Below are 23959 nucleotides of genomic sequence, written 5' to 3' on the forward strand. Positions count from 1 at the left end.
CATTTGCAGCAAAGAATTAACAGTGTGCACGAACACACTAACGAAAAAAAATCATACTAAATTAATAACATGCAAAGAATGTCTAACAAGATGAAAAACATGCGCGCCGCGTTACTATTCTTTTTAGTAGCCGTGATATCGCTTAGCGTATCAGCGCAAAATGTAGCCGTAACAGGTACTGTGACAGACAAGACGGGAGAAACCGTTATCGGTGCTTCCGTAGTAGAGAAAGGAAATGCCGGTAATGGTACTATTACCGATATTGATGGTAATTTTTCCCTTAATGTTCCCGCCAATGCCACATTAGTATTTTCTTATGTGGGAATGAAATCTCAGGAAATAGCCTTAAAAGGTAAAACTAAAGTTGACATTGTTATGGAAGATGATGCACAAGCTTTGGAAGAGGTTGTGGTTATCGGCTATGGTACAGTACAAAAGAAAGACTTGACCGGATCGGTCGCCTCTGTCAGTGCCAAACAATTGGAATCTATACCTGTATCAAGCGCATCAGAAGCATTACAAGGTAAGATGGCCGGTGTTCAGATTACAACAACTGAAGGTTCACCTGATGCAGATATCAAAATCCGTGTACGCGGTGGTGGTTCTCTTTCACAAGATAACTCGCCTCTTTATATCGTAGATGGTTTTCCGGTGTCCAGTATCAGTGATATTGCTCCCACAGATATCCAATCTGTAGACGTACTAAAAGATGCTTCTTCCACAGCAATCTACGGTGCACGTGGTGCCAACGGTGTTATTATTATAACTACTAAATCCGGTGCAGAAGGAAAAACACAAGTTAACTTCGGTGCATCTTATGGCTTCCGCAACGTAATCAAACAAGTAGGTGTATTGGACCCGTATGAATTCAGCCTTTATCAATACGAATTGGATCAGTCCGGTACATCTTACGGCGCATATAAAGATCTGGAAATTTACAAATCCAAAGAAGGTTCAAACTGGCAAGATCAATTATTTGGTCGTACAGGTAATCAACAGCAATACAACATCAGCGTAAGCGGTGGTACTAAATCTACCAAATTCAACATCAGCTACGCACGTAATGATGAAAAGAGTATCATGAGAGGCTCCGGATACTCCAAAAACAACATCAATGCTAAAATCAATACGGAAATCAACAAATGGTTAAGCCTTGATTTCAATGCCCGTCTGATACAACAGAAAATAGACGGTCTGAGCGGAGGTGCCGATAATGAAAGCAGCAAAGCATACTCATTAGTAGCCCGTGCCATCACTCATGCACCGGTAAAGGCATTAAATGAAGATTCCGAGGATGATGAAAACAGTACGAATGCGCGTTACACCCCATTGGAGCGCGTAGATGCAACCTATAAACAGCAAAGAAGATTCCGTCAGGACTACAACGTAGGTATAAACTGGGAACCGTTGAAAGGATTAAAGTTCAGAAGTGAATTCGGATATGGCTGGAAATTTGATGATACAGACCAAGTATGGGGATATAAAGCGACAGCAAACTCCAAATTCGGTCATGGTGGTCTTCCACAAGCATATCTGACAAATTCAGACAATAAAAACTGGAGAAATGCCAATACATTGACATACGAAAACAAGAAGTTATTTAATGGACGTGACCGGCTCAATGTCATGATCGGACATGAAGTCTCTACTTCTCAGGATACAAAAAAATATGTAACCTCCGTAGATTTCAGTAAAGATGCAACAACTAAAGAAATTCTTGCTGCTCTCGGTAACGGAACAGCGCTCCCTACCAGCACTTATATTGGCATTAAAGATAACTTGCTTTCATTCTTCGGACGTGCCAACTACACACTGATGGATAAATATTTGTTCACATTCACAATGCGTGCCGATGGTTCCAGTAAATTTGCCAAAGGCAGCCAATGGGGCTATTTCCCCTCAGGAGCTATCGCATGGCGCATCTACGATGAGGCTTTCATGAATAATGCCAAAGAATGGTTATCCAATCTGAAGGTTCGCGTAAGTTATGGTACAGCAGGTAACAATCGTATCCCAAGTGGTTCTATGTACACCACTTATTCGGTTGCCGGAACTTCTGAAAAAGGTATCTATTTTGATGAAACAACAGCAGTCGTATTGAAACACGGTAATGTACTCTCCAATCCCGGATTAAAGTGGGAAACAACCGTCTCACGCAATGCCGGTATTGACTTTGGCTTCTTCAATAATCGCCTGTCCGGTGCTATTGATGTATATTGGAATACAACGAAAGACTTGTTGATGAAAACGACTATTGCTTCCAGTTCCGGTTATTCTTACCAATACAAGAACATGGGTCAGACATCTAACAAAGGTGTAGAACTCCAATTGGATGCTGTATTAGTGGATGCCAAAGATTTCGGCTTGAATTTCAATTTCAACATCTCATACAACCGCGGCAAGATTGACAAATTAAATGGCAGTTCATTCTGGCAAAGCAGTAGCTGGGCAGGAACAGCCGCAGCAGGTATCGAGGACTTCTTAGTGGAAGAAGGCGGACGTTTAGGCGAAGTATACGGTTACAAGACAGATGGCTTCTATACCGCTGATGATTTTACCTTCGACGCAGAAAAAGGAACCTACGCCCTGAAAGCAGGAGTTAACGACTGTAGCTCTCTTATTGGTGGCAAAGTATATCCCGGTTCCATTAAGCTGAAAGCGAATGAGGATGGTGAATATAAGAAAGAACGTTTAGGAAATACCGTACCTACCGTATCCGGAGGTTTTGGTCTGAATGCCCGTTGGAAAGGTTTTGACTTTACAGCTTTCTTTAACTACTCACTCGGAAACAAGATTGTGAATGCAACCAAACTGGGATCAAGTTTTTATAGTGGTTCATCCAAGAACTGGAATATCAATGATCATTTTACTTCAGCCAATCGCTATTCCTGGATTGATCCTTCAACAGGTACCAACTTGCTGAGCAGCGCTTCTATCAAAGCAAATGGTGAAGCATGGACTATCAACCGTCTGAACGAAGTAAATACAGGATCAAGCATTTGGAATCCTGCTGCCGCTACGGTTATGCCACTCGTTGACTGGGCTGTAGAAGATGGTTCTTTCCTGCGCGTCAATAACATTACAATCGGTTATACATTACCTAAACTGTTTGTAAGCAAACTGAATATACAAAATATCCGTATTTATGTTACAGGATACAATCTACATTGCTTTACCAAGTACTCAGGCACCGATCCTGAAGTAGATTGTTGTACAAGCACCCCTATGACCCCGGGTATCGATTATGCTGCATATCCTAAGAGCCGTTCATTCGTAGGAGGTATCAATGTTACATTCTAATTTTAAAGACAGAGAAGAATTATGAAAAAAATATTTAAATCATTTGCAATAGTAGGAATAGGTGCGATAATTCTCACTTCTTGTTCCGACTTCCTAGATCAAACCTCTCCTTCTGAAATGACCGGAGATGCTGTATTCAATTCAACCACCTACACCCAACAAGCCTTAAATAAGGTATATGCCGGTCTCACCAAAGATGAAACCTATGTACAGTCAGTACCTATCCATTTCGGAATGAACTCAGATATCGAATTGGTAGACGGATTGGGTGCAACCAACTCTAATTCTAATAATGAACGAGGTACATGCAACTACAATCCGCAGTTGAGTTGGTCAAAACTCAATAATAACTGGAAAGGTATGTACGAAGCTATTGAAAATGCCAACATTGTAGTTGAAGGTATTGAAGGTAGTGCACTGATTGCCGAAGGCAATGCTTCCAGAAGCAAGATGTTGATGTTCAAAGGAGAAGCACTGACATTGCGTGCCATGCTTTATCTGGATTTAATCCGTACTTACGGAGATGTACCTATGAAGTTTGAAACCACCAATACCGACGGCTCTAACATCTATTTAGGCAAAACAGACCGTGATGTTATCATGGAACGCCTAATTACGGATCTGGAAGAAGCAATCGGATATCTGCCTTGGGCAGGAACTTCCGGCTATACTACAGAGAAAATGACTAAAGGATTTGCCCATGGCTTGTTAGCCCGCATTGCCATGACATACGCCGGATATTCTATCCGCGAAAGTTCTAAATCCGGTTATGAAAATATGCCTGATTGCGATGCAACTTATCCAACACAACGTCCGGGCACAGAAAAACGTAGAGAGCTCTATACTCTTGCTGTGAAACACTTAGATGCCATTATTGCCAGCGGTTATCACAAGCTTAACCCTTCTTATGAAAACGAATGGTATCTACTGAACCAGCTAACTTTAGATCAGACTTATCAGGAGAATTTATATGAAGTAGCACATGGCGTAAGTTTCTCCGGAGAAATGGGATATACCATCGGTGTCCGCATCAACGGAAAAACAACTTACTACGGAGCAAAAGGTAACTCAAGTGGTAAAGTAAAAGTTACAGCTCCCTTCTTCTGGAGCTTTAATAAAAATGACCAACGCCGTGATTTAACTTTTGCCAATTTCGATATCAGAGAAGGAGATAATGGCAATACTATTGAAACAATGCAGGGAAATTCTCCATTTGGTATATACTTAGCAAAATGGGATCCCCGCAAGATGACAGACAAATGGCTGAATGCAGCAAGAGCATCCGCTGACAAAGTAGCTACAGGTATCAACAATGTTATCATGAGATATTCTGACGTATTATTACTATATGCAGAAGCACTGAATGAGCTTCAAGGTGCTGATGCTGTTGGACCTACATGTGGCTTAAGCGCAAGAAAAGCTTTTGAAGAAGTACGCAGCCGCGCATTTGCCGAAACACACAAAGCTGAAGCAATCAGCTATGTCAATAGTTTAAGTAGTGGTGATGAATTTTTCAATGCACTCGTTGACGAACGTGCCTGGGAATTTGCAGGTGAAGCTATCCGTAAATGGGACTTGATACGTTGGGGATTACTCTCACAAAAAATAGAAGAGGCTAAAGCTGCTTATAAAGAACTCATCAAGGTAGCCCCTAAAAAGTTATACTATAAAATGAAAGCTGACAAACCGGGAGAAATTGATCCCGAAAGTATCTGCTGGTACGAAGAGCCACAAGTCACTACTGACTATAAAAGCGTAAACTTCTGGGGCTCTGAGAACGAAGAAACCGGTAGCAATGTTGTGGATAATCTGCCATACATCAGTGCAGGTTTGAACACTCCGGTTATCAACAGACACGTATTCCCGATCGGAGCCACTACAATATCCGACTCTAATGGAACGTTACAGAACTCTTATGGATTCTAACATCATAAAAACAACGGTTATGAAAGCAAATAAACTAAAATATATAGCCTTATCAGGAGCACTTATGCTCCTGACAGCATTCGCCACTATATCTTGTGACGATGCAAACGACTGGACTACTGATTCATCTTATAACAGACTGTTCAGTGTACCCAAAATGAGTGTATCAGCTAATGCTACAGATGCTGAACTCACATGGTCTACCACTCCAGGAACTGAATATTATATTATTGAAATCAGTTTGGATAGTTTATACGATGATGTAGCTATGGGAAGTGGCAAAGGATCAATTATATACGGCGAAGACAAATCTATCACTAAATCTCCCTACACTTTGGAAGGTTTATACAGTGACAGCAAGTATTTTATTCGTATGAAGGCATTTTCTTCCAATACTCCGGAATCTAAATGGGGATATATGAGCGATTTCTCATTCAAGACTCGTACCGAGCAAATCTTTGAGAAATTCTCAGTTAGCCATGACAAGATAACGCTATACTGGCCTGCAAATTCCACTGCTGACCACATCGAAATTATAGACACTAACGGAACTGTAGTAAAGAGTATTACTTTGACTTCTGCTAATCTGGAAGATGGCACCATTGTTATAGATGGTCTGACCCCTCTTACATCTTATACTGCAATTCTTTATAATAAGGAATCAAAACGCGGTGTCATAGATTTTACAACAACAGCCAAAGTACCTGATGCTGACCATACAGCTTTCTTGCAAGCAGGTGATTCCCTGAACAATGACCTGTTCACTACAATGGCTGAAGCAGGCTACCAGACTGTAAACATTGCATTGCCTGCCGGAAGTTCTTATTACAACGAAAACAATATAAATATCCCTGACGGCATGTCTGTAACATTCTTCGGTTTACCAGGAGAAACACAAGCCATCATTGGTGTCAAGGGTATTGATATTGCAGGAACTCACAGCTTCATCAAATTTGAGAATGTAGAAATTACAGGTTCCGGTAAAAAAGCAGACGGTAATAATACAACCAATGATTATCTCTTCAACCAGTCAAAAGCTGCTACTGTTGGGGCTATTGAATTCAGCAATAGTTTCATCCATGGCTTCAAAAACACTCCAGTAAGATTGCAGGGGTCTGATGAGAAAATTATCAATCTCGTAAAATTTGAAAACTGTATAGTATATGGAGCAGATGCAAGAACTTACAGTCTTATACATGTAGATGCAAGTAAAGGCAAAGGAAAGATTGAAAATATCGAATTCAGTAAAACAACCATTGTCTATAGCGGAAAATGTTTAGTGTACAGTAGAAACACAGACTTTACGTCCTTAATATTGTCTGATTGTACATTCAGTAAACTTTTAGGTAGCGGTGACTATCTATTGGATTGTGACAAAAATGGTAACGGTCCGTCACAGGGAGTAACAATCACCAATTGTATCTTTGGTAGTACACTGGCTGAAGGCAAGGGAATTCGTGCTAATGATAAACCTGTAGAAGTTACCAATAGTTATATTACGAATGACATGAAAATCACAGGTAACAAAATAAACGACTTGATTACTTATGACGGTGGTGAGACTGACCTTTTCAAAGATCCCAGTCAATATGACTTTACCATTATCGATGGAAGTTTTGCAGGTAAAACAAACTGTGGTGACCCAAAATGGTACATGAAATAATAATACCTTCGCAAACAGAATATCAGAATTAAATTTAAATAAAGAGGCTATCCCAAAATAAAATTTGAGATAGCCTCTTTTATCATCTTTTCCCCTATTTATAGCCTTCAAATCTACAAAAAACACAATATTTCCCATAAAACAACAAATTTTTACCCATGCTTAATTTTGTTAACCTATACTTTTGTGTTCGATAACGGAAAGATAAGGCACATTGTTGACCTCATTTTTTAATAACTATAAAAAACATCATTATGGATTTAAAAAGACTTGCCAAAAGGGCATTAGCTACTCTATCATTGAGTATGTTGTGTTTAGTCGCTCTTGCACAAGGTCGCCAAGTTACAGGTACTATTATAGATAGTACAGGCGAACCCGTGATAGGCGCAAATGTATTGGAAGTTGGTACTACCAACGGAGTAATAACTGACATTGACGGTAATTTCCGCCTGATGGTGCAGCCCAATGCAAAACTCCAAATTTCTTTTATCGGTTATATTACACAAGTCATTACGGTAGGTAACCAAAACAACATTAAAGTAACTTTAAAAGATGATGCACAGGCACTCGACGAGGTGGTTGTTGTAGGTTACGGTTCTATGAAGAAAAATGACGTGACAGGTTCTTTATCTTCAGTATCTGCTGATAAATTGGCTGCACGCGGTGCTCTCCGTATAGAAGATGCATTGCAAGGCTCAGTACCAGGTGTCAACATTACTCAGTCAAACAGCCGTGCTAACGGTAGTTTCAATATTCAAATCCGTGGTCAAGCCTCCATCAATAATACAAGCGGTCCGCTTTATGTAGTAGATGGCATGGTCGTATCTTCTATTGACTTCCTGAATCCCGAAGACATTGAACGTATTGACGTTCTGAAAGATGCTTCTTCTACAGCAATTTATGGTTCACGCGCCTCAGAAGGAGTAGTTATTATTTCTACAAAAGGAACCGGAGCAGGACAAAATAAGGCCCAACCAGTGGAAATTACTTATGACGGCTACTACGGCATCCGTAAAGTAGCACGCATGCCGGATTTCATGGATGCAACTGAATGGATGAACTATCGTTTTGCACGCTACACAACGGGAAGTTCCGACGAAACAGGACGTGGTGCATACAAGATTACTGATAGCGACCTGCAATCCGTATTTCAAAATGGTACTGAATGGAAAGGTTCTCCTTTATATAATAGCTGGCTGAACAATGAAGGCTATGATTGGGCGGACATGGTACTGCGAACGGCATCTCAACAAAACCACTTTATCAGTGCAAGCGGTGCAACTGAAAAAACAAATTATCGTTTAGGTATCGGTTATCAAGGTGAAGAAAATGTATTTAAAAAGAATGATTATAATCGTATCAATATCAAAGGATCATTCGACAGCAAACTGTCAAAGGTTGTAGAAGCAGGTATAGCTGTCAACTTAGTGCACGATGTGCAGAACGACTGGATTACCGATACTTCGAATGCTTATTCTCCTTACAACAACGCATTCTGGTTTGCTCCGGTGGTTTCACCGTGGGATGAAGACGGTAATTTGCTGGCTATCCCGGCAAAAGTAGGCAATATGTCCTTAACTTCTACACCTTCTCCGTTGGTAGACTTCGAACTTGACGCTTACGAGAATGAAACTCGTAAATTCCACGTCTTCGGTAACGTTTATATGCGTTTTAACATTATGGATGGTTTGAAATTCACAACCACCCTATCCCCTAATTATTATCATGGCCGTCAAGGTATCTTTATGGGTACCGGCGTTTCCGAAAAGTATCCTTTGGGAACAGCTTATTATCAGAACCAGAAACACAATCAGGCTTCTGTAATTAATACAGAACGCTTAGACTGGACATGGGACAACCAAATTGACTTCAGCAAAACATGGGGACAACATAGATTAAATGCAATGGGATTATTCTCCATGTATGCCAGCAATAGGGAAACCTATACTCAGACTGTAACTGATATTTCAGATGATAAACTCTCATACCATTCCATGGAGAAAGGTTCGGGTACGAAAACTATTAAATCCACTTATACAGAATCCTCTTTGGTGTCTGTAGCTGCCCGTTTAAACTATGCCTACAAAGAACGCTACATGGCTACCGTTACCATGCGTACTGATGGTTCTTCACGCTTTGCCAAAGACAATCGTTGGGGATGGTTCCCCTCTGCTGCTGTAGCATGGCGCGCTTCGGAAGAAGATTTCCTGAAAGACGTAGAATGGCTGGACAACTTGAAACTGCGTGTATCTTACGGTATCACGGGTAACAACAATGTGGGTGACTATGCTACTGCATCTTCTGCTTCAGGTCCTAATTATTCCGTTATTGGCGGACAGGAATATCAAGGCTATTATGCCAACGGGTTAATTGACAGAAACCTGATTTGGGAAAAGATTAAAGAATTCAATTTCGGTGTTGACTTCTCTGTTCTTCAAAATCGCATTAACTTAACTGCAGATACTTATCGCCGTTTATCCGACGGACAAATCATGAAGGCCACTGTTCCTTTGGAAACAGGTGAAGGTTCTATTACAACCAACATTGGTGCTGTACGTAATACCGGTATCGAATTAGGATTGAATCTTGGAGTTATCCGTAACAAAAATTTCACATGGGACGTAAATCTTGCATTCGCTCGTAACTGGAGTAAAATTACCGAGCTTCCTAATGGAGACGATGTCAGCAACAATTGGTTCATCGGCGAACGTCTGAACGTTTTGCGCGATTACACAAGTGCCGGAATCATCACTACCGATGGTATCACCATGCGCACAAAAGATGGAGACCGTCATTATACCCTTCAAGAAGTATACGATACCTTTGGTCCTGGCGGACAAGGATTAAAATGGTATGAAGGTCAGATGGCTGTAAACGATTGGAATAATGACGGCAAGATTAATGATGAAGATAAACAAATCTTCGGCTGTACAGATCCTAAGTGGACAGGTAGTTTAAGCTCTACTATGACTTACAAGGGATTCGACTTCTCCTTTATGCTCTACACGAAACAAGGACAATGGTCACGCAGTTATTTCCACGAACAATATATGAACTATGGTGATCGCGGACGTCAAAAAGTGAATTTTGATTATTACATCCCTGCAGGAACCCCTGTTCTGGACAAAAACACAGGAGATGTAACCTATCTGTCAGAAGCACACATAGGCAAATATCCTTATCCAAACAATACAGAAAAAACAGGAGGCGGTTACTTCAGCAGCAGCAGTGCAGCAGTGCGTTATCACAAAACATCCTTTGTGAAAGTGAAAAATATCACATTAGGTTACACTTTCCCGAAAGCATGGCTAAGCAAAATTGCCGTAAAACATCTGCGCCTCTATGTAAATGTAATCAATCCTTTCTGTTTCACCGACTATGAAGGTTTCGATCCTGAATGGGCCAGCGCAAACCTGACAAACGGCGGACCTGCGTCTGTTACTTACCAGATTGGTGCGAACATTAAATTCTAACAATATAAATTTATAAGAGCTATGAAGATTTATAAAAAATTACTATATGCAATGTTCATGATTGGTTCCATGACATTGACTGGTTGCGATGACTTTCTCACACCGGATAATAAGAGTTCTGTGACGGATACCGACTATTTCAGTACAGCGTCAGGGTTCCAATCTCTCGTTTATGATGCATACGCCCAACTGATTGATATATATAACAGTGCAGATGCACCGGTATATTTCAATGCCGGTACCGACCTCTATCAAGATGGACGTAATGATATTGATGCCGCACTTCACCGTTGGTCAAACTTTACACCTGAACATGGTAAGGTTAAGACTTTTTATACCGATTGTTATGATGGTATCCGTTCTTGCCTTTCCATCCAATACTATGCACCGGCAGCGAACGTCAGCGATGCTGTAAAGCAAAAAGCCATTGACGAAGGTCGCTTCGTACAGGCCTTGTTCTATTATCTGTTGGTTAATAATTATGGTGGTGTACCGTTAGTCACAGAGTATGCCAGCACAGCTATCAAAGGTTATCCGCGTGCAACAGCTGAACAAGTATATACTTATATTATAGATGAGTTGAAAAGTATCATTTCCAACAACAGACTGACAAGTTCCAATGCTACAAAAGGCGGGGGTGAAGCCAGTATTGAAGCTGCTAAAGCATTGCTGGCAAAGACTTATCTTTCTGCTGCATGGGATTTAAATAACCAATCTTACTTCACCGAAGCTGCCAAATATGCCGACGAGGTTATCAATGGGCGCTCATTAACTACTGAATTTGCCGATTTATGGGCAGCCGACAGTTCAGGTGACGATGATGCCGAATTTATCTTCGACATAGAATACGATTATAACAGTACCCACGATCAAAATGCAGGTAACCGCTGGCAATCATTCTACTCCAATTACTACGGTGGTGCCGAAGAAGGAATGAAGAATGGTTCCTCACTATGCATTCCCCTCATGCATACACTGAGATGTTTTGAAAAAGGTGATAAACGCTATGATGCAACTTTCCTGAAAACATTATTAGTGAAAAAGGCATGGGATCCAGCTCAAGGATTTAAAGAAAACGGATCACCATTGGGAGACTACTTCTCTTTTTATAGTAACGGAAATACCGCACAAGGTAAAATGGTTGGTGTATATTATCCTGCATATTGGGAATGTGACGCAGCATCAGTTGCCGCATGGCGCGCCGAAGATCCGACAAACCGTGCCGAAACATTCATTATTCCGCAAAATGAAATGACAGCCCAAATGGAACCCATGTCAACCTATATGGAAGATCTCAAAGAATATCCCAACGGTATCATTACAAAGTATGACTTTGAAGAATCACAAAAGAAGAGTTGGGCAGTGCATCCTTGCCGCAAGTTCGACGACAGTAAGACTGCACAATACAGTGCCGGAAGAAGTTTCCGTGACCTACATGTCATTACATTGCCGGAAATCTTCTTTGTTGCCGCTGAAGCTTATTTCAAGGCAGGCAATGATGGAACAGCCCTCAAACGCTTGAATACTGTACGCAAACGTGCAGGTCTTGCTGACGCAACAAGTATTGATATTGATGTTATTCTGAAAGAATCAGCTTGTGAAATGTACGGAAACGGTTATCGCCGTATGGATCTCCGCCGCACCGGCAAACTTATTGAATATAATAACCTACATAATCCCCATTTGAAGGGCAACGCAGCATCAATCATCGGTCAAAAAACATTATGGCCTATCCCACAAGCAGCTATTGATGCAAATGACGATTTGACTTCCGACGATCAAAATCCGGGATATTAAATAAGTAAATGAGATTCTCATAGATTATCCATACAAAGAAACGAGTCTATGAGTAAGATCGGGAGATTTTAAAGTAGACATTCTTTGCAAGGAAGAGGGGGCTTTACGCCCTCTCTGTTGTTTATTTTTTCCCCTTATCTCTATACTCAGTAGGTGTCATTCCCATCTTCTGTTTAAAGCACTTACTGAAATAACGCGGATCATTAATGCCCACCATATAAGCAATCTGAGTCATGGAATACTCTCCCGTCTCAATAAGCTGGACAGCGCGTTTAATACGCATTTCTTTGATAAACTCAATAGGAGCCAATCCGGTCAGTGTCTTCAGCTTTTTGAAGAATACAGAACGGCTGACAGCCAACTCTTGTACCAGATCATCTACCACCAATTCACCATTATCCATATTCTTTTCCATCAGATCTACCAGTTTATCCATAAACTTACGGTCGTTAGGAGACATTTCAGGGCCTTTTTCTTCCACTGTTTCTTCTTCGGAAGTAGTAGCAAGAGTTCCAGTCATTAAGTTATTGCGATAGATGCCCTGCAGCTTCTGACGTTGAGTCAGCAGATTCTTTACACGCGCTTTCAGATAAGTGGCACTGAACGGTTTGGTAATATAGTCATCAGCTCCATACTCCAAGCCTTCCAGTTTGCTCTCAATAGAAGTCTTAGCTGTCAACAATACAATAGGAATATGGCTGGTCGTCATGTCTGCACGCAATTCACGAGTCATAGCTATACCATCCTTTTCGGGCATCATCACATCACTGATGATAATATCCGGTAAGAATTTCAAGGCTTTACTCCACCCCTGCATACCATCTACCGCTTCCACAATCCTATATTCGGAAGCAAAGATACTGCGCAAGAACAGACGGAGTTCTGAATTATCTTCCACAAGCAGCATCGTCCCTTTAGCATCTGTATCTTCTCCGGCCTCATCCGGAAGGATTTCCTCTTCCGACTGATTGGGAACTTCACTAAGTATGTCCGTCACTTGTTCTGCAACTCCCATACCCACAGTAGTATCATCCTGTAAGAATTCCACTGTTTCATCATAATGCTCTTTTCCTTTCAGAAAATCGACTTTAAAGCAACTACCCTCACCCAGTTTACTGTCAACAGTAATAACTGCCTTGTGCATCTCCACCAACTCTTTTACTAATGACAAACCAATGCCTGTGCTGGATTGATTAAACAAGTTACGGTCTACCAAATTCTCAAAACGGACAAACAAGGATTTTTTCTTATTATCCGCAATGCCTATTCCCTGATCTTCCACACCTACGGAAACCGTTTCTTCATCTTCACGCACTAAAACAGTAATCATCTTCCCGTTTGGAGTGTACTTAAAGGCATTAGAAAGCAGATTGAATACTATTTTCTCAAACTTATCAACATCCACCCACAAATATAATTCCTCCTTCTCTGTTTCAAACAGGAAGTCTATCTGATGTTCTTCGGCAACCGACTCAAAGTTTTCCATGATTTTACGGGTAAAAGCAACTACATTTATGCGTTGCACCTGCATCTTCATCTTCCGGTTCTGTATCTTCCGGAAGTCCAAGATCTGATTGATAAGCCTCAACATCCGATTTGTATTCCGTTCCACCACCTGCAATTGCTCACGTGCATCAGCCGGAAGTTTCGTATTTGCCAGAACGTATTCCACAGGCCCCGAGATCAAAGTCAACGGAGTACGCAGTTCGTGGGAGATATCAGTAAAAAAGCGCAGCTTCATATCTGTCATTTGTTGCTCTACAGATACTTCATGTTTCAGACGATAAATAGTGAACAGAATATAAACAGCCGTCACAATAATCAGTATAACGAACAGCACATACAGGAAGTAGGCAAATGGAGTTTCCCAGAAAGAAGGAAGAATCTCAATATTCAGTATGCGCGTATTTTCTGTCCACACCCCATCCCCATTAGTCGAACGAACTTTAAAAATATAGTGTCCTTTCGGTAAGTTGGTATAAGTGGCAGTACGCTGCTTACCAACAAAATTCCAGGCTTTTTCAAAACCTTCCAGAATATAAGCATACTGAATTTCAGAAGGTGCAGAATAATCAAGTGCAGCGAACTGAATTGTGAAAATATTCTCCCGATGGGATAATACCAGTTCTCTCGTATCATCCAAACCTTGTTTCAGAACAGAACCCTGTCCCGGTTGTACATCCTCATTGGCTATCAATAATTTGGATAATACAATCGGCGGCACATAGTTACTTTTACAAATAGAATCCGGATTAAAGTAAAAGATACCTGTATTGGCTCCGAAAAGTATATTCCCCGAAGCCGTGTATTCCGAAGCGGCCTCACTGAAACGTGCACGGAAGAAAATCTCTTTATCTGCATAGTTTTCAAACGTCTCTTCAGAAGGAATAAATTTGCTTATGCCATTCTCAGAACTCAACCACAAATTACCGTTCTTATCTTCCTGTATGGAAAGCAGCACATCCGAAGGGAGTCCATCTTGCACTGTATACGATTTGAAAGTAGCATTACCATTGCCGTCCAATGACACCAGTTTATTCAGTCCGCCACCAAAAGTTGCAATGAAAAGTTCCTGATCACGAGTCGATGCAATCCAGTGCACATCATTATTGCTCAAACTATGTTCATTATCCGGAACACGCAGAAAATGATGAAACTTCACATCTTCGGGATTCTTGAAGTCGGCATCTATCATCAGTGCACCAATGGTAGTCCCTATCCAGATATGTCCTTTATGGTCTCCTGTAATAAAACGGGCTTTGTAGCAATAGTCAATGGGATATCCTTTCAGATTATTACGGTGGTTCACAAAAATTTCCTTTCCACCCTGGTCACGTGTCATATAGTTTATTCCACCGGCAAAAGTAGCTATCCAGATACGTCCGTGGCTATCTTCATATACACAGTAAACATTGTCGTCACTCAAACTATAAATATCCTCTTCCTGATGCTGATAACGAGTCAATTTATAGTGAGATCCATCTTTTTGCTTCTCGGCTTTCACCAGACCATCCCCTTTCGTTGCAATCCAAAGATTTTGTTTGCTATCCTGCAAAATGAAATAGACATTACCACGCAATGGTGTACCACCGTGCGACACTGTACCATTTTCAGTCAAATAACCTTTATCTACACGATTCTTATCATATACTCGTAATTTTCCATCTTTCAGACCCACCCATAAATTCTGGTCCATATCTTCACAAAGGGCACGAACTTCATTACTCAAAGACTCATAATCATGTGGCATGGGAGTCATTACACGAAACTGGGATGGCCGGAAGGTCACTTTTTCCAGTCCTTTAGAATGCGTACACATCCACAAATCACCCTGCCGGTCAGAAAAAGCTGCATGAATTTTATTAGAGAAACGCCAGTCACTTCCTGACAGACTATTATAGAATGGATGTAAACTATTGCTTTTCCGATCAAAATATGAAAATCCACCCCCATAAGGATGTACCCACAGTACACCATTAATATCCTCATGAATATGAAAAGCCGGACGTGATCGGTCGGTACTGGTAGGCTCCACCGGTACTTTCTCTTGTTTCAGGATCCGTGTACGCGGATTGAAGTGCACCACTGTACCCGGAATATGCTGTTCAAACCAGACCTCGGACGCCTTATCTACATAAACCGAGTGAATAGATGCATTTGGAAAGCGGGAAGCCGGAAAATGTTCTATCGCTTTCGTCTTAGGTTGATATGAGAAAAAACCATCTTTCGCAGTAGTAAATATCAGTTCATTACCCTCCACGCTATTGATAGAAACAATACGGGAAGATGCAGGCAAATTCTGCAACTGAAATTGTCCATTTTCCTTTTGATAGCACCACACCCGTCCGTTATCCGAACCAAAATAGATTTCCGAATTATATTCCAGACAAGAGTAAAAAGCTTGTCCTCCTTTCTTTTCCCGTTCAGCAGCATCTACAAAATAAGATGTCGGAGTAGTCTGTCCAGCTGTCAACATTCCTAATCCGTTATCAGACAATATCCATTCATTACCCAAAAGGTCTTCATATACCCCAAAAACACGAGTGGCAGAGAATTGACCTGATTGAGCAGAATACCATTGTGAAGTTAAACTATAATCTTCCGGATTCGTATCTATGCGAATGGCGCCTTCTGTTTCAGTCAGCAACCAAACCGCGCCACCCGAAAGGGCTTCTATCTTCGTGACATTGACTGCACTGCCCCCTTCACCTTCAGCCGGAACACGCTCAAATGCTTCCGTACGTGGATCAAAACGATAGGCATGATTATCATAAGTCTGTAACCAAAGAAAGCCATACTTATCCTCCACCATATAATCTACACGATTATGGCTCAACACAATACGGTTATCAAGACGTGCCTTATATGTTTTAAACGAATAACCGTTAAACTTATTAATACCATCCCAAGTAGCAAACCACATATTCCCTTTGCGATCTTGCAGGATGCTCATTACTGTATTTTGAGAAAGTCCGTCTTCAGACGAATAATGGGTAAAGAAACAATCCGGTTGTGCTTTTACTGATAATACACACACCAACCCAACTATCAGATATAAGATTTTTTTCATCATAACAGGCTTATTCTATGCGGTAAAGATACGTATTTCATAGAAAAATCATGTATCTTTGTTTAGTTTTTAACACCCACTGACCATGAAACGCATTACAACCATTTTCCTAATAGTTCTCTTCGGACATCTTGGCATAATTGCACAAACTGACACCACCGCCTATGGTGTTGTAAAAAACATGCCTGTCTTCTATGAGCAACTGAAACAGCAACTTACCTTTCCAATGGCATGGGGCAATTCCCCCGTCCGTAAATTTGAGACATGGCGTACCCAGGCACGGGAAACCTTATTGGACTGTATGCAGAATTTCCCCCCTGCTCCCGCTGATTATGCCATGGAAGTAATCGCTACCGAACAACGCAATGGATATAAAGCTCAAAAAATACTATTTAATGTATCGAAATGGTGCCGCATCCCCGCCTATCTGCTAATACCTGACGGTGAAGGTCCTTTCCCGGCAGTCGTTATGTTGCACGATCATGGTGCACACTTTTCCATCGGTAAAGAAAAAATGGTTCGTCCATTCGGAGTAAGTACTGAAATCATGGCAGATGCAGACGACTGGGCATCCCGTTGCTACGACGGACAATATACAGGGGACTATTTTGCCGAACACGGTTATGTAGTACTTTCCATTGATGCCTTATTCTGGGGAGATCGCGGACGGAAAGAAGGAGTGAGCTATGACGGACAACAGGCATTAGCTTCCAATTTTCTGCAAATGGGAAGTTCATGGGGAGCATTCATCCATATAGATGATGTACGAAGCGCAGAATTTCTGGCTTCACTCCCTTGTGTGAATAAGAATAAAGTAGGTTGCGTAGGCTTTTCGATGGGAGCCTATCGTTCATGGATGCTCGCTGCAATCACCGACTGCATAAAAGCCTCCGCATCCATCTGCTGGATGAACACTACTGAGTATCTGATGACACTAACCAACAATCAGAACAAAGGGGGATCAGCCTATTCCATGTTGATCCCCACCCTGCGTCGCTATCTGGACTACCCGCATACGGCAAGCATTGCGTGCCCGAAACCAACTTTATTTTTCAACGGAAGCCAGGACAAGCTATTCCCGGTAGAAGGCGTGAAAGATGCATATAACATCATGCAGACAGTTTGGCAAAGTCAGAAAGCATCCGACCGCCTGGTTACTAAAATATGGGAAGAGAAGCACTTCTTCAACAAGGGAATGCAGAAAGAGACATTGGAATTTTTCGATAAATGGCTGAAATAAACTCTCATCATTTCAGCTAATGTTTCAAGACTGATAATCCTATAATATTAAGTGATAGAAATTATAACCACTTATTTAAGAAGTCCAAAATCTTTGCCTGTACCTTCTTACCGCAGTCATGCGGCATATCCCATAATTCTGTTACTAATTTATCTCCTGCCGAACGACTCTCCCACACTTCATGCATCTCCGCAAAGGCAGCTCTGACTCCTATCGGAGGGAACAGTTTATCATGTTCTCCATTCAAAAAAAGCATAGGCTTAGGGCAAGCAATAGAAGCAATATGCGGATAATCCAAATAACGACGAATACCAGGCAACATATTAGCAAAGCCTCCTCGCTCGCGACCATATTCCCATGAAAACTGGCAATCAGTGGTGGTCATCCAACAGATTGCAGCTCCAACCTGTATTTTATCTGATAGAGCCGAAAGCATCCAAGCACGATATCCTCCCATAGAGAATCCCATACAGGCAATACGCTTGGGGTCTACCTCAGGCAGGGTAGCGAGATAATCCGTAGTATACATATCTTCATAATTCATAAACGCACTCAAACTACGTCCTAACATCATAAAATTCCCCGCATTATCGGCATACTTACTACCATCAGCCCCTTCTTTACGCCCGCGTTCACCCCAATAAAGAGCATCAACAGAAATAACCACATAACCATGGGCAGCCAAATAATCACCGGCATATTGCCCACCATAACAGTTTGCTGCCCAAGCGTCTGCATCATCCAGCACAGCTTTATCTACTCCAAAAGGTCGAATCATTTTCTCTTTACCAATTGTGTAATGCCCACCATGGTCGTGCAGAAGTACCACAGCCGGAAAAGGACCTTCACCATCAGGTATCAATACATAAGCATTCACACGAGAATACCCAGTCAGATTGAAACACAATTTCTTCGCCTGATATCCTTCACGCTGTTCTTCTGCCAATATTTCAGTTTCATACTCGGTAGTATAAGGTGGCGGGGCAAGCATAGCATCCAGCACTGTAGCACGTGCCTGCTTACGCCATTTCTTAAAATTCTTTACCGGACTATTCCCCCAAGCCATAGGATATGTCAACTCCTTTTTCAATTGATCTAAAAAGACCGGCATTTCCCGTTCTAATTCATAGGCAGGTAAATGTTGAGAAAGGGCGGTTGTCGAAACAACCAGCCCTATCATACCAAATAGCAATCCTTTTACCATAACTATTATTTATAACAAATGTCTCAATATCCACTTCAACTGTCCGTATTCCGTCGCATCAGAAGTCCAGTGCTCATTAATCGGAGTTATCAGTGCTTCCTTGGGGCAATCCAACACATTATAAACAGCATAACTGGTAGTAGGCGGACAGGTATCATCATTATATCCCCAAGTGATATAAGTAGGAACTTTAATCATACGGGCGAAGTTCACAACATCATAATATGCCATCGTTTTCAGCTTATCCGGAGTATCCATACCCTCTACTCTGAAAAAATGAGGATAGCCACCTGCACGTCCTGCCTTGTAGCCTGCCATATCACTCAATGCCGGATGATTGGCTACGCAAGCTGTTACACGGCTATCCAGTCCGGTAGTAATCAGTGCCAAAGCTCCTCCCTGGCTACCGCCCTGGACAATTACATTTTTACCATCCCATTCGGGCAGAGAAGTCAGGAGATCGATACTGCGTACACAACCCAGATAGACACGTTTCATATAATAATTATCGCGGTTCTCCAACCCGTTATTTAAATAACCGTTCTCTCTGCCATTAAACGCATTGCTGATTTCCTTAAATTCTTCCGCACTCATCTCCGGATTCAGGCCATGTATCTCGATTTCGAAACGGATACATCCTTCTTCGGCATAATATTTATGGCGCAGAGGCTCCTTAATAGTTTTAATTCCAGCTCCCGGAGGGCAAAGTACAACCGGACAAGAACCTTTCACTGCATTCTTAGGATAGAAAAGATAACCATAAATGCACTGTCCACGGTTATTCAGCATTAATTTAATGAGATAACAATCAACCTTATCCGTACAATACTCCTCTGCAAGCTTTTTAGTATAAGTCAACGGATATTTGGCAGCTTCCGCTTTATTATTTTCCCAGAATTCTTTAAAATCTTTCGGCATCTGTGTGTAAGGTTGAATCTTTTCCGGTGAAAAGCCTACCTTCACATGATGTTTATAGCTTGTTCCATCCACAGTCGCTGTCAGACGGCAATCACGGAAACCGGGTTCTCTCATTGTCCCCACAGGTATTACCGCCTTTCCTTGCTTCAAAGTAACGGAACCGGAAGTATCCACCGGCATCATGTCACCACCTATTTCATAAGAAACGGTTACGCCATCCTGCGGAATGCCGTATTTATAGAATTGCACCTCAACCGTAGCTTTCTCTCCGGTCTTATAAATCCAGTCAGCATGATTGGGCACGGTCACCCAAAGTACATCACTCCGGTACGGGTAGTTTTCCGCATATACAAATGACAGCGGAAAGATTAGGGCGAACAGCCATATAAACAAACTCTTTTTCATCATTATGTTTTTAGTATTATCACATTATTTTACCACACGCAAAGAACTTCTTCCTACCAAGTCCGTACCAACTCCGTGTCAAGCCCGTGTCAAGGCCGTAGTTATAAACACGGAGATGATACGGTTTTGACAAATGCCGGTCAGCGCTTTATGCTTAATAATTCATTCCCATTTTTTACCGGATTCCAACCATCCTCTCCAGTAAGTATGGAATCTATTTCATAACCTTTAAGATTCTTCAGTTGATGTGAGAAAGGTACACGTGCTTTTGGATTGGCACCTTCACCCGTACTTTCATATTCTGCATAGAATGCGGTCTTTTCCGCTTCCTTTTTACCCCAGTTATTCCAACCGGCAGGAGCAATATGCTTGCCTAAATTGCAACGAATAAATACAGCCTGCGCATACGAACGCCAGGGACGCGACAAATAAACATCCTGTACCCCCTCAGCAGCCGTCAGTCGGCAATCATAAAATACATAACCATATTTCTGCCCTTGATCCGTAGAAGGTGCTGTCACATAGCCCCCACCTTTACTATGAATGTGACAACGATTGAATACAGCCGTAGACCAGCCAAAGATAAAATCGACCGTACCTTCTATATAGCAATCTTCATAGTACTGGCGACAACCTTTTCCATAGGTATAGAGCGTATCTTGGAAACCAAGGAAACGACAGTTTTTGAAAAAAACACGATCAGCACTTACAAAACAGGCTACAGCCTGTCCTACCGGCCCCGAGGAATTCTCAAACGTAATATTCTCGGCATAAAAGTCCGGAGCATAAATATAGCAGGAAGATGAACCGGAAGTTCCTTTTTCTTCACCAAAGCAATTCTTCTTCTGCGCATAATCATCATACGAAAGTATAGCACCCTCCTGACCTATCAAGGAAATGTTAATTTTGCTTTCGGGTACTACAATTTTCTCTTTATACACACCTTTACGCACCAATATCGTAGTACGGATATTCTTGCGGAAATCGGGAACAGCATCAATGGCTTCCTGTACAGTGAAAAAGTCTCCGCTACCATCCTGTGCCACTACGAAATCATAATGACGTACATACTTAGCTAATTCCGGTACTTTCTTAGCAATGGCATCCATAGCCAGACCGGCTACAATGCGGCCACCATGTACATTCAAGTGGGTATTATCTTCACGTCCTTTAGGTATAGCGGCAACCTGATTGGCAGGTACCCACATGAACAGCTTTTTAGAGTCTACCGATCCCATGCTTTCTACTAGGTCGTGCGTAATCTTATTCATATCCACAAATGCAACACCCAGTTCTTTCGCTACATTTCGCGGAGAGTCCAGATAGGCTCCGTGCGTATCAATCAACTTGTCACCTTCAGCAACAGCCGGCTGTTCCGAAGCTTCCCGCTTTGCATCCGGATTCACACCTTTCTGTATATCATCCTGACTGATAGCCTGAGCAACTGCATTCCCGTCTGCTGTGCCGAAGTTCCGGCGCACAATGGAGTTAAACAAAACAGGGATACCTCCCTTAGCACGTGTTTCGTTTACAAAACGTTTCAGATTTTCATCAAAAGTACTTCCCGGAGCTGTATACCGCTTTGGGTCGGACTTCTCATCATTGTGACCGAATTGGATAAATACATAATCACCTTTCTTCACTTGTGAGATTACCTTCTCCCAGCGCCCTTCATCAATAAAGCTCTTGGAACTCCGCCCGTTTACGGCATGATTATCCACACGTATTTCCTCGGAGAGATAACCGGGCAACATTTGCCCCCACCCCCGTTCCGGATTTTCACCCGTCAATGACTTATTAGCCATAGTGGAGTCTCCGATCATAAAAATCGTAATCACTGGTTTGTCAGCCTTAAAAGCAGAAAGCAGAAAAAACAACCCCAGTAATAATGTCAACTTATGTTTCATAGTTCATTATATATAAATAGTATTCTTAGTTTCCGGCTGCAATATTACCTAAAAACAGAGGGTTTTAAGGGTAAAAAAAGTCGCAATCGGTAGAAAAATTAATATTAATCGTATATTTGCCGGTAAAATAATCAATCTGACTGGCAAAATGGAAAAGACAAGAAGCAACACCTTCATTTTTGAAAAAGAAATAGTATGGGAACCTGCAGGTGAAGGAGTGGTACGCCAAATCATGGGTTACGATGGACAAGTGATGCTTGTAAAAGTGAAATTCGAGCAAGGAGCTGTCGGTACACCACATACTCACTATCATACACAAACCACTTATGTGGCAAGCGGTAAATTTGAATTTACCGTAAATGGTGAAAAACAAATTGTAGAAACCGGAGACGGTGTTTACATCGAACCGGATGCAGTACATGGCTGTGTATGCCTTGAAGCTGGTATCCTGATAGACTGTTTCAGCCCCATGAGAGCAGATTTTCTAAAGCGCTAAATCCTGTCTGCAAGAAATTAACTTCTTGCGAACAAAAAGTAAACTTCCTGTCGACAAGGAATTAAGTTCTTGCAGGCAGGAAGTTAAGTTGTTATTTTGCAGGTTTCCAATCACTACACATTTTATAGATGTAACTCAGATCATCATATTGTGCAGCTTCCTTTTTCGTCAATTGTTTCGCCCACTTCACACGATCGGCTGCCGGAGCACCTTCTCCCGTACTTCCATATTCAGCATAACGGGCGGTCTTCTCATTTTCTACATTTCCCCAGTTATGCCAACCTTCGGGACGGATATGTTTGCCCATTTCGCAATTGATAAATACGGTAGCGGCATACGGACGCCAGGGACGTCCCATATATACCTTATCCACACCAGGATCGGCAGTCAGCCGGCAGTTCTTGAAAACATATCCCACCGCAATATCTTTAGGCGTAGAAGCTGCCGTTACGTATGAATTGGTTTTACTCCGTATCTCGCAATTCTCAAACAATGCGGTAGAAGGACCAAATATAAAATCAGTAGTGCCATCAATATAGCAATCTGCAAAATAGAGTCGTGTACCAGCAGCACCTGTATAAATAGTATCCTGATTACCCAAAATACGGCAGTTTATGAATACCAGTTTATCACCTTCCGTATGGAGTGCCACAGCTTGTCCCAGTCTGGCAGCATTATTTTCTATAGTCAGGTTCTTGAAAGTTATGCTATTCCCCTCCACTTTCACTGTGTAGGTGCGAAAAGTACCCATTTTATTAATATTAGCGTGATCATCATACGTGATAATCGTGTTTTCCACGCTTTCACCAATGAATTCTACATTCTGCAACCAGGAAGGGATAACCACTTTTTCTTTATAAGTACCATTCTTTACCAGTACCGTCACTTTATAATCCATAAAAGCCCGGATACCTTCCATAGCTTCTGTCAAAGTACGATAGTCTCCCGAACCATCGCGGGATACAACAATCGTATCCTTCCATTGCGTCTGTGCCGACAATGGGATGATCCCCACCAAGAGAAGAACTATACCGCATAAATAATAAGCCAGTCGTTTCAT

Annotated in this window: 12 protein-coding genes; 7 read left to right on the top strand and 5 right to left on the bottom strand. The window is 41.8% G+C overall.

The genetic code is table 11. The annotated features are described in order from the left end of the window. Nucleotides 1–78: 78 nt before the first annotated feature. The 5 genes from BWI44_RS04095 (at nt 79) to BWI44_RS04115 (ending at nt 12159) form a co-directional block, all read left to right on the top strand. Nucleotides 79–3300: a SusC/RagA family TonB-linked outer membrane protein gene (locus BWI44_RS04095; RefSeq protein WP_021968065.1), complete on the top strand. Its 3222-nt coding sequence runs from the start codon at nt 79–81 to the stop codon at nt 3298–3300. Nucleotides 3301–3321: 21 nt separating this feature from the next. Beyond that, entirely contained in the window at nt 3322–5226 is a 1905-nt protein-coding gene (locus BWI44_RS04100) for a RagB/SusD family nutrient uptake outer membrane protein (RefSeq protein WP_007666894.1), read from the top strand. A gap of 19 nt (nt 5227–5245) precedes the next feature. Beyond that, nucleotides 5246–6889 carry a DUF5123 domain-containing protein gene (locus BWI44_RS04105; RefSeq protein WP_118295533.1) on the top strand — a complete coding sequence of 548 codons (1644 nt, stop codon included), beginning with the start codon at nt 5246–5248 and terminating at the stop codon, nt 6887–6889. Between the two features lie 254 nt (nt 6890–7143). Continuing rightward, on the top strand, nt 7144–10362 hold the full coding sequence (locus BWI44_RS04110) for a SusC/RagA family TonB-linked outer membrane protein (RefSeq protein WP_195209840.1): 3219 nt from the start codon (nt 7144–7146) through the stop codon (nt 10360–10362). A 21-nt stretch (nt 10363–10383) separates the two neighbouring features. Then, complete coding sequence (locus BWI44_RS04115) at nt 10384–12159, top strand: RagB/SusD family nutrient uptake outer membrane protein (protein ID WP_138292687.1); 1776 nt, start codon at nt 10384–10386, stop codon at nt 12157–12159. Between the two features lie 121 nt (nt 12160–12280). Here BWI44_RS04115 and BWI44_RS04120 read toward each other — a convergent pair whose 3' ends face one another. After that, on the bottom strand, nt 12281–16729 hold the full coding sequence (locus tag BWI44_RS04120) for a hybrid sensor histidine kinase/response regulator transcription factor (RefSeq protein ID WP_195209852.1): 4449 nt from the start codon (nt 16727–16729) through the stop codon (nt 12281–12283). Nucleotides 16730–16814: 85 nt separating this feature from the next. On the opposite strand from BWI44_RS04120, the gene BWI44_RS04125 reads away from it, so the two are divergent. After that, nucleotides 16815–17969: a dienelactone hydrolase family protein gene (locus BWI44_RS04125; RefSeq protein WP_195209839.1), complete on the top strand. Its 1155-nt coding sequence runs from the start codon at nt 16815–16817 to the stop codon at nt 17967–17969. Nucleotides 17970–18030: 61 nt separating this feature from the next. On the opposite strand, the gene BWI44_RS04130 is transcribed toward BWI44_RS04125, so the two are convergent. The 3 genes from BWI44_RS04130 to BWI44_RS04140 form a co-directional block, all read right to left on the bottom strand. Further along, nucleotides 18031–19173 (bottom strand): dienelactone hydrolase family protein, encoded by a 1143-nt coding sequence (locus tag BWI44_RS04130; protein WP_195209838.1) that lies wholly within the window; start codon nt 19171–19173, stop codon nt 18031–18033. A 9-nt stretch (nt 19174–19182) separates the two neighbouring features. Then, on the bottom strand, nt 19183–20499 hold the full coding sequence (locus BWI44_RS04135) for an acetylxylan esterase (RefSeq protein ID WP_138292690.1): 1317 nt from the start codon (nt 20497–20499) through the stop codon (nt 19183–19185). 137 nt (nt 20500–20636) lie between these two features. Then, nucleotides 20637–22403: a pectinesterase family protein gene (locus tag BWI44_RS04140; RefSeq protein ID WP_195209837.1), complete on the bottom strand. Its 1767-nt coding sequence runs from the start codon at nt 22401–22403 to the stop codon at nt 20637–20639. A gap of 148 nt (nt 22404–22551) precedes the next feature. Between BWI44_RS04140 and BWI44_RS04145 the strand changes: the two genes are divergently transcribed. Continuing rightward, complete coding sequence (locus BWI44_RS04145) at nt 22552–22899, top strand: cupin domain-containing protein (protein ID WP_195209836.1); 348 nt, start codon at nt 22552–22554, stop codon at nt 22897–22899. Between the two features lie 91 nt (nt 22900–22990). Here BWI44_RS04145 and BWI44_RS04150 read toward each other — a convergent pair whose 3' ends face one another. Further along, complete coding sequence (locus BWI44_RS04150) at nt 22991–23959, bottom strand: pectinesterase family protein (RefSeq protein WP_195209835.1); 969 nt, start codon at nt 23957–23959, stop codon at nt 22991–22993.

Origin of the sequence: Bacteroides sp. Phil13 (assembly GCF_001940965.1) — a bacterium.
Lineage (GTDB): Bacteria > Bacteroidota > Bacteroidia > Bacteroidales > Bacteroidaceae > Bacteroides > Bacteroides intestinalis.

Excerpts from the sequence above, each read along its gene's own strand:
- BWI44_RS04095 (WP_021968065.1), top strand. The coding sequence starts at position 79 with ATGTCTAACAAGATGAAAAACATGCGCGCCGCGTTACTATTCTTTTTA.
- BWI44_RS04100 (WP_007666894.1), top strand. The coding sequence starts at position 3,322 with ATGAAAAAAATATTTAAATCATTTGCAATAGTAGGAATAGGTGCGATA.
- BWI44_RS04105 (WP_118295533.1), top strand. The coding sequence starts at position 5,246 with ATGAAAGCAAATAAACTAAAATATATAGCCTTATCAGGAGCACTTATG.
- BWI44_RS04110 (WP_195209840.1), top strand. The coding sequence starts at position 7,144 with ATGGATTTAAAAAGACTTGCCAAAAGGGCATTAGCTACTCTATCATTG.
- BWI44_RS04115 (WP_138292687.1), top strand. The coding sequence starts at position 10,384 with ATGAAGATTTATAAAAAATTACTATATGCAATGTTCATGATTGGTTCC.
- BWI44_RS04120 (WP_195209852.1), bottom strand. The coding sequence starts at position 16,729 with ATGAAAAAAATCTTATATCTGATAGTTGGGTTGGTGTGTGTATTATCA.
- BWI44_RS04125 (WP_195209839.1), top strand. The coding sequence starts at position 16,815 with ATGAAACGCATTACAACCATTTTCCTAATAGTTCTCTTCGGACATCTT.
- BWI44_RS04130 (WP_195209838.1), bottom strand. The coding sequence starts at position 19,173 with ATGGTAAAAGGATTGCTATTTGGTATGATAGGGCTGGTTGTTTCGACA.
- BWI44_RS04135 (WP_138292690.1), bottom strand. The coding sequence starts at position 20,499 with ATGATGAAAAAGAGTTTGTTTATATGGCTGTTCGCCCTAATCTTTCCG.
- BWI44_RS04140 (WP_195209837.1), bottom strand. The coding sequence starts at position 22,403 with ATGAAACATAAGTTGACATTATTACTGGGGTTGTTTTTTCTGCTTTCT.
- BWI44_RS04145 (WP_195209836.1), top strand. The coding sequence starts at position 22,552 with ATGGAAAAGACAAGAAGCAACACCTTCATTTTTGAAAAAGAAATAGTA.
- BWI44_RS04150 (WP_195209835.1), bottom strand. The coding sequence starts at position 23,959 with ATGAAACGACTGGCTTATTATTTATGCGGTATAGTTCTTCTCTTGGTG.